This window comes from Nocardia gipuzkoensis, assembly GCF_021183645.1.
GTDB classification, from domain to species: domain Bacteria; phylum Actinomycetota; class Actinomycetes; order Mycobacteriales; family Mycobacteriaceae; genus Nocardia; species Nocardia abscessus.
On record NZ_CP089225.1, the window covers coordinates 7,185,877 to 7,197,387 of the forward strand.

At 63.9% G+C, this 11,511-nt stretch carries 10 protein-coding genes; 2 read left to right on the top strand and 8 right to left on the bottom strand.

Annotation, left to right across the window (positions count from 1 at the left end):
• Positions 1–173: 173 nt before the first annotated feature.
• The 5 genes from LTT66_RS32850 to LTT66_RS32870 all read right to left on the bottom strand — a co-directional run bounded on the left by LTT66_RS32850 (position 174) and on the right by LTT66_RS32870 (position 4,402).
• Complete coding sequence (locus LTT66_RS32850; protein WP_233062393.1) at positions 174–1,541, bottom strand: MFS transporter; 1,368 nt, start codon at positions 1,539–1,541, stop codon at positions 174–176.
• A 99-nt stretch (positions 1,542–1,640) separates the two neighbouring features.
• Positions 1,641–3,191, bottom strand: a complete 1,551-nt coding sequence (locus tag LTT66_RS32855) for an MFS transporter (RefSeq protein WP_233062394.1) — start codon at positions 3,189–3,191, stop codon at positions 1,641–1,643.
• Between the two features lie 223 nt (positions 3,192–3,414).
• Entirely contained in the window at positions 3,415–3,636 is a 222-nt protein-coding gene (locus tag LTT66_RS32860; RefSeq protein WP_233062395.1) for a hypothetical protein, read from the bottom strand.
• Positions 3,633–3,962, bottom strand: a complete 330-nt coding sequence (locus LTT66_RS32865) for an alpha/beta fold hydrolase (protein WP_233062396.1) — start codon at positions 3,960–3,962, stop codon at positions 3,633–3,635. Before LTT66_RS32865 ends, LTT66_RS32860 begins: the two co-directional genes overlap by 4 nt.
• Positions 3,959–4,402, bottom strand: a complete 444-nt coding sequence (locus LTT66_RS32870; protein WP_233062397.1) for an alpha/beta fold hydrolase — start codon at positions 4,400–4,402, stop codon at positions 3,959–3,961. Before LTT66_RS32870 ends, LTT66_RS32865 begins: the two co-directional genes overlap by 4 nt.
• Positions 4,403–4,686: 284 nt before the next feature.
• Here LTT66_RS32870 and LTT66_RS32875 point away from each other — a divergent pair, with 284 nt between their 5' ends.
• Entirely contained in the window at positions 4,687–6,123 is a 1,437-nt protein-coding gene (locus LTT66_RS32875) for an amidohydrolase family protein (RefSeq protein WP_233062398.1), read from the top strand.
• A gap of 685 nt (positions 6,124–6,808) precedes the next feature.
• Positions 6,809–7,708, top strand: a complete 900-nt coding sequence (locus tag LTT66_RS32880; protein ID WP_233062399.1) for a fumarylacetoacetate hydrolase family protein — start codon at positions 6,809–6,811, stop codon at positions 7,706–7,708.
• Between the two features lie 488 nt (positions 7,709–8,196).
• Here LTT66_RS32880 and LTT66_RS32885 read toward each other — a convergent pair whose 3' ends face one another.
• The 3 genes from LTT66_RS32885 to LTT66_RS32895 form a co-directional block, all read right to left on the bottom strand.
• Positions 8,197–9,294 (bottom strand): MlaD family protein, encoded by a 1,098-nt coding sequence (locus tag LTT66_RS32885; RefSeq protein ID WP_233062400.1) that lies wholly within the window; start codon positions 9,292–9,294, stop codon positions 8,197–8,199.
• Positions 9,295–9,750: 456 nt separating this feature from the next.
• The gene (locus tag LTT66_RS32890; protein WP_233062401.1) at positions 9,751–10,383 is read right to left on the bottom strand and encodes an MBL fold metallo-hydrolase; all 633 of its coding nucleotides are present in this window, start codon (positions 10,381–10,383) and stop codon (positions 9,751–9,753) included.
• A complete protein-coding gene (locus LTT66_RS32895; RefSeq protein WP_233062402.1) occupies positions 10,380–11,465 on the bottom strand; it encodes an S-(hydroxymethyl)mycothiol dehydrogenase in 1,086 nt (361 codons plus the stop codon). The genes LTT66_RS32890 and LTT66_RS32895 overlap by 4 nt, the downstream gene beginning before the upstream one ends.
• Between the last annotated feature and the right edge of the window lie 46 nt (positions 11,466–11,511).

Here is an 11,511-nt window from a genome sequence, read left to right on the forward strand (position 1 = left end):
TGCCGATTCGAGACGCTGCCGGTGCGGCTCGTGCCCAAGCGGAGACAGAGGCGGATCACCGCTGATCAACAGGTTCGCCACCCGTTCGGCCACCTCCATGGCCGATCGGGGGTGATCGACCTGTTCGGCCGTGCCACCGAGACCTTCGCGGCTGCGCTGCCACACCGCCGAGGTCAACCGGAGGTGTGCCGATCCTCCGCAGGTTCGTAGCGCCTCAGCAGACTCAGGGCCGCGAGGACGCTCGCCAAGGCGATGGCAGCGTAGCCGAGCACAATGCCCCACTGCGCGCTGCGCGGCTGGCTGACTACCTCACCTGCTGTCGATGAGACGAATCCGCTCGCAGCCAGGACGAAACCGTAGATGCCTGCACCTGCGGCAGCTCCGATGGTCTCGCCGGCCGACCAGATCCCGGCGAGAACCCCCGCACGGCGGCGGCCGGACTCGTTCGCGTCGGCCGCCAAGGTGTCGGCGAGCATCGCTTGCGGCAGGATCTGCGCCCCGGCGAAGCCGATTCCGGCGATCAGGATGGCCGCGCAGGCGACCTCGAACCGCACGGAATGCTCGACGCGTGGTAGGGCCGCGACCGCGAGAGCACCTGCGCCGAGGATCGAAAGCGCCACGGTCAGGCAGGCCTTCTTACCCCAGGCCGACGCAGCACGACGCCACGCCGGCATCGTCAGCAACATCGGTCCCACCGCGGAGAGGAACAACGCCGCGATCGCATTGTCCGATCCGAGAATCTGGACCGACAGGTATGGCAGCCCGGCCAACGTGACGGAGATGACCACCTCGATGAGCACGAACACCCCCAGCAGAGTGCGAAACGGGCGGTGCCGATGAGCCGTGGTCAGCGTTTCACGCAGCGATCCGACTGTCAGCGACCGGCTCGCCACCACGGCGTGGGTGGATCCGCGAGCGCTGTAGATCGCGCCGCACGCGCCGACAACGATCACGCCGCCCATCACGAGCGCCAGCACACGGTAGTCATGACGGTCGCCGCCGTCGGCCCCAGCGAACGAGGATGTCACCGCTGCCACGACAAGCATCGCCGCACCCAGCCAGGCGGTCCGCCACACCATCATCGACGTGCGTTCCGCCGAACTCGCCCCGAGCTCGGCGGGCAGGACACTGTAGGGGATCACGAAAGCCGAGAAGCCGAGGCCGGTCACGGCCAGCGCGGCGCCTACCCACCAGGCAGCACCGTTTCCGCTGACGGGGGCGGAAAAGATGGCCACGAACCCCAGCGGGAGCACGACCGCTCCCGCAATCATCCACGGTCTGCGAGGGCCGAGACGTGACACGGTCGAGTCGGTCAATCTCCCGATGACCGGGTTGTACACCAGGTCGAGCAGCTTGGGTACGAGGACGCCGAATCCAGCCGCCGCGGCGGCCACACCGAGTGTGTTCGTCAGGTAGTGCAAGAGGACGAGGCCGGGCACCATGGCATACGTCGCCGTTGCCAGGGAACCCAGGCCATAGGTCATCCGAAGGCGCGCCGAGAGGGCGAACCCACTACGTGGGTCGACGGCGGTCAGCGTCACGTCTCCTCCTCGCGGAGCACGAGAGCGGTGCGAGTCTCGACGCTTCGACGGGAACCGTGCGTATGCATCACAACTCCTTCCGACGGACTGCTCGAGTGTTCAACGCGGGGAGGTTTGGATTCGGGGTGCGCGGAGCAGGGCGCCGAGGGCGGCGGCCGTGACGACGGCCGCCACGACGATCAGCGAGGCCGACAAGCCGTCGATGAAGGCTGAGCGGACGGCTGCCGCCAGGGGCTCACCTTGCTGACCCAGTTGTGAGGCGGCCTGTAGCCCTGCGGCGGCGGAGGATTCGACCGCGTGCGCGGCTGCGGGTGGCAGTCGATCCAGCGCGGGCAGTGACGATGTGTAATGGCTCGAGAACACCGAGCCCATGAGGGCGATGCCGATCGCGGCGCCGACCTCCCGGGTGGCGTCGTTCATGGCGGATGCGACGCCTTGCTGATCGGCGCGCAATGATCCGACGATGACCGAGGTGCCCACGGCGCTGGTCACGCCCACACCGAGACCGGCGAGCACGAGGCCACCGAGAAAGGGCAGGTAGCCGGAGTCCACGTGCAGCAACGACAGCGCGTAGATGCCGGCAGCGAGGAGCAGCAGGCCTCCGCTCATGACCGCTTTGATCCCCATCCGCTCGGTCAGCAGGGGAGTCAGCACACTGACCGGCATGACCACCACCGCGATGGGAACCAGCGCGATCGCGCTCTGCAACGCGCTGTAGCCGAGGATCAACTGCAGATATTGCAGCCCGACGAAAAAGAAGCCGAATATGGCGAGGAACTGGACGAGAACGGTGACCGCTCCGGAGCGAAACCCGGGAATGCCGAACAGGCGCGGATCGAGCAGCGCGTGCTTGTTGCGGAACCCGAGTACGGCGTACAGCGCCAGCGCCGCTGCGGAAACAGCGAAGCTTCCCACCACCCGAGCGCTGGTCCATCCGGCTTCGCTGCCTTCGATGATGCCGTAGACGAGCGCGCCGATCGCGACGGCGCTCGTGTACGCGCCGAGGTGGTCGAGTGGGTGGCCTTCCTCGTCGCGGGTGTTGGGCGCCAGGAGCAATGCCAGCAGCCCACCGACCACCGCCATGATCGCGCTGGCCACGAAGATCGAACGCCAACTCCATACTTCAAGCAACAATCCGGCGGCGAGCATGCCGAGGATCGCGCCCGCGGCAGCGAATCCGGACCAGATCGCGACGCCGTGGTTGCGGCGTTCGGCTGGAAACGCCGCGGTGATGGTCGACAGCGTGCCCGGCATGATCATCGCGGCGCCGATGCCCATGACCGCGCGCCAGGCGATCAGGGTGGTCGTCGAATCGGCGAACGCGGCGGCAGCCGAACCGATCGCGAAGACCACGGTGCCGCCGATCAGTACATCGCGTCGGCCGAACTTGTCGCCGAGCGCACCGATCGGCAATACCAGCGCGGCCAGCGCGACCGTGTAAGCGTCCGCGATCCAGGTCAGCGATGTGGTCGAGGCCGACAGATCCACCGCGAGTTCCGGCATGGCCAGATTGAGCGCCGATACCGACGCGACCACGAGCACCAGGCAGGTGCACATTGCCGTCAGGATGCCGCTGGTACCCGCGCCCCCGGCCAGAACCTCGGCCGCTGGGCTCGGACTGCCAGGCGCACTCGCCCTGGTTTCGTTCACGTCTCCTCCTCGATCTCTTCAACATCACCGACAATACTGACTATATCGTCACTTATGACAGTTATTTCGATGGTCGCTACGATGCCGACCGCGACGCGCAGCGTGTCGAGCGCGCGTTCCTGCCGGAAGGTTGATTGACCGACAAAGGCGAGGGCCTCGATACAGCCGAAGCATGATCGAAGCTTGCTGAGCTACCTTGTACGCCAACCTTTCGGCGCAGCGATCACGGCCCGAGGAATAGTCGTTCGCATGGTAGGCGGGCCAGCGTCCGGCGATCCTCGATGGCGTCGCAGATCAGTTCGATTGTGCACCAATGCTTTCGTCGCCAGTCGTGGACGAGATTGCGCACCGCTGCTGCGGTGGCCGTGTAGTCGAAGACCGTGTCGGCCAGCCAGATCCGAAGGCGCACATCGCCTTCGGGTGGGAAGAATGCCTCGGCGGTCACCTCGTTGCCTGCTCGGGCATCGTAAGCGGCGATGGTCGTGCAGTCACGCTATCGTAGGGGGCTTGGACGCGGTCGGAGTATCCGCGTCCGTAACCGCTGTAGGCCAGGGTCCGTAATCCTTGGGCGTGCAGTGCCGCGGCCATCGCGTCCCAATAGAACAACGGGATCATCAGTCCGCCGGTGAGGACGACGATGTCACCGCCCTCAGGGCCGGTCAGTTCGTAGTGCGCGATGCCGTCGGACAACCGGATATAACTGCCGCGCAAACTCCGGCGCGCCGCGGCATCGAGCCGACGGTCTTCTGTGGCAGCGGAAAAGTACTTCATCGGCTCACCCCGCTCTGCGGCAGGGAAGTCAGGTTTTCGGGGATCGTCTCGGCGACCCACTGGGGGTCTTCCTCCGGGAGCAGGTGACCGCCCTCCGGATGAACCTTCTCGATACTGCCTGCGATATCGCGGGTGAAATGCTGCCCGCCCATACCCGCGCTACGCAGCACCAACGTGGGCACCGATATGGCGGGAATCTCGCCGCTGCGGTCGGGCTGGTCGGTGTTGACGAAGTCCACAAACGCTGAACGGTTGCCGGGTCTGTTCCAGAGCCGGTGGTTGCGAAGTGCCTCGGCCTCCACTCCGTGCAGGGAGGACGCGCTGCCGTGCAGTAGAAGCACGGTCGGACCCGTTCCGGTGCGCTTGTAGTGCACCTTCATGCCTTCCAGCACGACGAATTGCGAGTCGGGCTGGATGCCGCGGTCGAGTTGGGCGCTCATAATGGTTACAGCGTTGCCGATATTGTAGCGAGTGTCAAGAGCGGGGGGTGCAGGTTGCTTGACAGCGCAATGAAATATCGGTCACACTGTATCCGTATTTTTCGCTTGACCGCTCGACCTTCGAGCGTGAGGGATGGTTCGCCCTTCGCTGGTTGCCGATCTGTGTCGGCCCGTGGCACGAACCCCTTGTCGAGCCACGACGGGGGCGCACCGGTGTCTGCGCCGACCGCATCCCGGTTCGGCCTGTCCGCTGATTTGCCCTCGCGGGTGACGGGAGAAAACGAATGAGCCGCACACTGTTGCGTGGTGCGCAGGTGATCACCATGGCGCCGGATCGTCCCGACGTCGAGGACGTCGACATCCTCGTCGAGGGCGACCGGATCATCGAGATCGGTGATCGGCTCGATCCTGTGGGTGCTGACATCGTCGAGTTCGCGGGCCGGATCGTCATTCCCGGGCTTGTCAACGCTCATCTGCACTCGTGGCAGACGGCGATGCGTTTCGCGGGCGCGGACTGGTCTCTGCCGGAATATCTTGTCCACGCTCATGGAGTTGCTGCACGACACTATCGCCCGCAGGACATCCATATAGGGACTTTCGCCGGGGCCCTCAACCAGATCGACGGTGGTGTGACGACCATCGGCGATTGGTCCCACAATTGCGTGACACCGGACCACGCGGACGCAGCGATCGACGCGTTGCAGCAGGCGGGTATTCGGGCGGTGTTGCTGCATGGCACTCCGCACGGTCTGCGCGATCGGGTGCACGACACCCGGGAGATCGACCGCCTGCTCGGCGGAGTGATCGCCACGAGCGAGTTGCTCTCGCTGGGGATGGCCGTGGCGGGCCCGCAATTATCGAAGCCCGAAGTGGCGGTGGCGGATCTGCGTGCGGCCGCCGAACGTGGACTGTTGGCGTCGATGCATCAGAGCGCCGGACCGCCCGGTCCGGGCTGGCAGGCCGTCAGCGCCGCCGGCTTGTGGGGGCCCCTGACCAACATCGTGCATGGCACGGGTTTGACCACTGCTTGGGTGAAGCTGTTGGTCGAGGCCGGGGTCAGTTTCACAACGACGCCGGAAAACGAACTGGGCCAGGGGCATTGCACGCGAGTGACCGATCAGCTGCTGGGCCTGGGCGCGGCACCGTCGCTGGGTACCGACACCGAAATCGTCGCGCCGGGGGAAATGTTGGTCGCCGCGCGGCTGGTGTTGGCACGCCAGCGTGGCCTCGCGCATGAGCAGGCGCACGCAAAAACCGGCCTGGGTGCGCCGGTGGTCTCGCTCGGCGTGAAACAGGCGCTGGCGTGGGCGACCGTGGAGGGTGCGCGCGCGCTGGGCATGGCCGATCGGATCGGTCGCATCGAGGTGGGCATGCAAGCCGATCTCGTTGTGATCGACACGCGTGCGCTCAACCTGTGGCCGCTCCACGATCCGATTGCCGCGGCGCTGCATGCCAACGCCGGCAACATCGAAGCGGTCATGATCGCAGGACGCTGGCGCAAACGCCGCCACCAGCTCGTGGACTGTCCTGTCGACGCAATCATGGAGGCATTGCAACGGTCGGGTGAGCGTTTCGTCGACCAGATCTACGCGACCGGTCGTGTCGCGCGCATTCGACGGCGCGTGGTGGGGCACGTTGTGCGTCGGCAGTTACGGAAGCAAGCGCGTGGATCGGCGCACGATGCGCTGACATCGCAGGAAAGCCCGTCACAGGACCGTTGAGGCTACCTCCCGACATGGGCGTCGAATCCGCGCGACCGGTGTTGAATACCGCGGAACGGCACTGCGCCGGTCGGCAGTACCAGCCTGCCCTGGCCGCGTCATGTCGGCAAGTTCCGCTTCCCACTGTGGTTCATGTTTACTCGAGCCCGATACCGGATCTGAGATTTCAACGATGATCGACGCCCGGCGCAATGCAGGTATGCCGTGAACACACCCGGTTCCTGGCACCAGGAGGGGTTCGGCCTCTCCATGACCGAACGCATCAGCTACGGGAGCGGATCCCTGGCCACCGCAACCTATGCGGACGTTCCCGGGCTCGTCCTGTTGTACTACCTCACCACTATCCTTGGCCGCCGAAGGCGGCGGCACCCGGGGGTACCGACTAATGGCAGTCGCCATGGGATGCGTGATCCTCCTTGGCACATGCGGGGCGCTCTACAGTGCACGCCAGTCGACCCATATACCGACCGAGCCGACGAAACAGGCGGCCGGATCGCTGCGTGAAGTGTTGATCGGGGCCCGCCACAACCACCCCGTTTCGCATCATGCTCTTCGTATTCATGCCGATCGAGATAATTATCTCCGTCACATTGGCCGGCGCGCAACTCATACCACAAGCAATGCTCGCCGACATTCTTGCGAACGACGCGGCCGGGTCAGGTCAACAGCGGGGGAGTGCTCGCGGGTGGGAATCTGGCTTTCGTCGAATACTCGTTACGTCGTAACCGCCGGGGCAACATATTTTGGCGCCCGAAGCACTTCGCTGCTTGCGTTATCCGTTAAGCTGATCACCGTGCATATCATACGATTCATCACCGGTGAAACAATCCGCTACGGACGGAAAATCGACGACGCTACAGCAGAGTTGATCGAGGGGGATTTGTTCAACGCTTTGGAGCTGTCCGGGCGGGTGGTCGAGGTCGAGAAACTGCTTGCCCCGATTGTGCCGACGGATATCCTCTGCGTCGGCTTGAACTATCGCAAGCACGCTGAAGAAGGCGGCTCTACCATCCCTGAACTGCCGGTGTTGTTCATCAAGTCGAGCAACGCGCTGAACAATCCGGGCGATCCGATCAGGATCCCTCGGCTGAGCAGTCAGATCGATTTCGAGGGCGAACTGGCAGTGGTCATCGGCAAGACGTGCAAGGACGTCCGCAAGGACCGAGCGCTGCAGTACGTCTTCGGCTACACGATCGCCAATGACGTATCCGCCAGGGACTGGCAACGCGAGAAGCGTTTGGGCGGCGGACAGTTCGCGCGCGGCAAGAGCTTCGATGGTTTCTGCCCGCTGGGTCCTACCATCGTGACCAGCGACGAGATCGAGAATCCGAATGCACTGAAGCTCTTGACGAGGGTCAACAGCCACGTCATGCAAGACTGGACGACTGCCGACATGATCTTCGATGTGCCCACGCTGATCGAGAACCTCAGCAGCACGATGACGCTGCGCCCCGGAACGGTTCTGTTGACCGGCACCCCGCACGGCGTCGGCTTCGCACGCACGCCTCCCGTGTGGTTGAAAAATGGGGATACGGTGGACGTCGAAATCGAAGGCCTCGGCACATTGAGCAACCCGGTGGTTTGACGCTCCGCCAGTGAGACGGTACTTCTGCACACAACTGTCAGACGCCAGGCTCCAGCCCCGCAGGGCAAGCTCGGCTTCGTCGGCCTTCAATACGAATAGTCCCTAGATGCCGAAGGCATTCCGGCGCGAACCCGGCGCGAGAGGGTGGCCACTGTCTGCTATCGCGCTTCGGGCAGGGCGCGCCTTAACCTTCTGGTGTTGCGAAGAACGAACGGTGTGCACACCTGCCCGCCACCCCACGGCGGCCGCTGAGGGTTTGTCGATAAGTCCGAGCCCGCTGCGGCGCAGCCTGGCCTACTGCCAACGCCGTCGCGGAGTGCACCCACCATCACATCTGCTTGGGGTTCGCTGAACTGAGATTTTGTACCCGACTCGATGTTGACAACCCGAACGCGCAGTCAAAGCGATACCGCTCGGCACGCGCTGTGGACTATCGAGCACTCTTTCGATCGATGTCCGAACGCGGAAGGGCTGAGGTCGCGACGCGTTTATTTCGTCAGTCCGAGCAGTGCGGCGGTAAGTCCGTAGTCGGGACCGAAGTCCTGCATGTTTCCGGTACGGCAGCCGTCGGCTTTCATCTGGATTCGCTCGCAGAACAAGCTGACTATTTCACCGTTGAGGGCTGTGAAGAGCATCATTTTTACACGGGCATGTCCATGCTCTCGGTCGACCAGGTTGTCGATGTTCTGAAACACCATGGGTGTCAGGTCGACGACCTCGGTGAGGCCATGGGCATTGGCGCGGAGCTGATCGGTCACCTTCGTCAGCCCGGACAGGGTATCCGCCAACTGGTGCTGGTACTGCCCGAATGCGCCTGAGGTGTTGGCAAGGAAGGCGCTGAGCTGGTCCAGCGTAGCCTGCAGGCCGGGCGCCTGCTCGGCGAGCAACCCGTTCATTTGCGTCACTTTGTCACTGAAATCCCGCACCGCGCGGTCGTTTTCCGCGAGTATCGAGGTGAGTTCGTTCAGTCTGATGATGATATTCGAGACCGCGTCCTTGTTGTCGGTGCCGACCTTCAGCGCGCTCGACAGCGCCTGGAGAGTGTCGCGGATCTTCGTGCCGTTGCCCTCGAGAAGCGGGTGCAGCACTCGGCCCGACAGCGGGCCGGACCCTTCCATCTCGTCTTGCGGCTTCAGCGCGGCGGTGAACTGATCAATGGTTTGGATGAGCGTATCGAGCTCGATGGGAGTCTTGGTACGCGACTTCGGCAGGTGGGCACCGTCGGCGAGCGTCTCGCCGTGAGTGTAGACAGGGGTGAGCTCGATGTGGCGGTCGGTGACGATGGACGGCGAGATCAACACAGCCATCGCGTCTTTTGGGATCTTCACATCAGACTTGATCGACAGATACACCTCGATGACGGTGCTCTTCGGTACGATTCTCTCGACCCTGCCGACCTCGAGCCCGAGCACGGTCACGGGATTGCCTACATAGACGCCGGCGATATTGTCGAAGTCGGCGGTGATGCGCGTTGGTTCATTACCCACGTGCGGCAGCAGCGAGCAGGCGCTCACCGTGAGCGCGGCAACGCCGATGGCGACTGCCTTGACCGCGTTGCCCTTTGTCCGGGCAGCGAATGTCAGCATGGATATCCCCTGTGGTCTCGCATGATGCGCGACCTCTCTGTCAGACGAATAACGTGGTTTACGATCGTGGGCTGGGCGGGGTTTGGTTGCGACTCCCGGAAACTGGTCGTCGATACCTATCGCCATGCCGTCCACCCACGGCAATTCATCGCGTCTCAGCGGGCTGCACGACGCTCGGACGGCGCGGCAATCAGACGCGCGGCAATCGCCGAGCAAATGACGCGCGTAAGACAACGATTTCCATCGGAGACCTTCCTTGCATTGTCGCCACCAGTAGGCAGCTGGAAGCCCGGCTGCGCCTACAAACCGTCGATCGGCGCGGCATATGGCGAAGACGCCGGCCTTTCTCGGCGTCGTCGGTGCCACTGTACACAGTTCCGGCAACGATGTGTCCGAAAGTTCCGAATTGGCTGGCAATGCTCGCATCCCCGATAGACGCGCCGGTCGCGGCGCAGCTCAGAACCCCCGCTCGATCCAGTGAGGCAGTTGCGGTGCTTCGATGCCTATGGTGGTGCCGTCTCCGTGACCGGTGTACACCTGAGTGTCTTCTGGTAGGGCCAACAGTCGCTGCTGTATCGAACCGATGATGGTGGGGAAATCGGAGAAGGATCTGCCGGTCGCGCCTGGCCCTCCGGAGAAGAGAGTGTCTCCGGAGAACAGGCCTCGGGCCTCGGGCAGGTGCAGGCAGATGGAGCCTGGGGAGTGTCCGGGAGTGTGGATTACCTCGACGGTTGTCCCAGCGATCGCGATACGTAGCGAGTCGGTGGCAGCCCAGTAGCGCTGTCCGGGGTGACTCATGTCCCAGAGGGTTTGGTCTGCGGGATGCAAAAGCACTGGTGCACAGAGCTTTTCGCCGAGCAGGGGCGCGAAGGTGATGTGATCGTTGTGACCGTGGGTACAGATCACCGCGACGACGTTGCGATTGCCGACTGTTTGAATGATCGCTTCGGCATCGTGGGCGGCGTCGACGACGATGACCTCTTCGTCGTTACCGATCACCCACACATTGTTGTCGACTTCCCACACACCGCCGTCGAGTTCGAAGGTGCCGCTGGTCACCACGCGGTCGATACGGAGCCCCCCGCTCACAGGATGACCACCGAACGGAGCACATCACCGGTGCGCATCCTCTGGAAGGCCGCCTCGACCTGGTCGATCTTGATGCGCTCGGTGACGAACTTTTCCAGCGGTAACCTGCCTTGCTGGTAGAGATCTACCAGTGTCGGAAAGTCTCGTTCGGGTAGGCAGTCGCCGTACCAGGACGACTTCAACGCGCCACCGTGAGAGAACAAGTCCAGCAGTGGCATATCGAGCCGCATGTCGGGGCTCGGCACACCGACGAGCACCACGGTGCCGGCCAAGTCGCGGGCATAGAATGCCTGCTTCCACGTCTCGGGGCGACCGACCGCATCGATGACGACATCGGTGCCGAACCCGTCGGTGAGTTCCTGCACGGCGGCGACTACGTCGACATGGGAAGCATCAACGGTATGTGTTGCACCAAGGTCTCTGGCCCAGCCGAGCTTTCGTCGATCACGGTCCACGGCGATGATCTTCGATGCACCGGCCAGGCGTGACCCCATGATCGCGGCGTCGCCTACGCCGCCGCAGCCGATGACTGTGACGGAATCGCCACGGCCTACGTTGCCGGTGTTCACCGCGGCACCCAATCCCGCCATCACACCGCAACCGAGCAGTCCGACGACGGCAGGGTCGGCGGTGGGATCGACTTTCGTACATTGCCCGGCGTGTACCAGCGTCTTCTGCGCGAACGCCCCGATCCCGAGCGCTGGGGTGAGCTTCGTGCCATCCTCGAGCGTCATGGGCTGGCCGGCGTTGAACGTGCTGAAGCAGTACTGGGGACGCCCGCGTTTGCAGGCGCGGCATCGACCGCAGGTCGCGCGCCAGTTCAAGACGACGAAGTCGCCCGGTTGCACCGAATCCACACCCGCCCCGACGGTTTCGACGATGCCGGCGGCTTCGTGCCCGAGCAGGAACGGGAACTCATCGTTGATCCCGCCCTCCCGGTAGCTCAGATCTGTATGGCACACCCCGCACGCGGCGATCGCGACGACGACCTCACCGGCGCCTGGGTCGGGAATGATGATATCGGTGAGCTCGACGGGAGCTCCTTTCGCACGGGCGATTACGCCGCGCACCTTCTGAGGCATTTGATTTCCTATTCTTCACGGATCTGGCAAGCATGCGCCGGTCGAC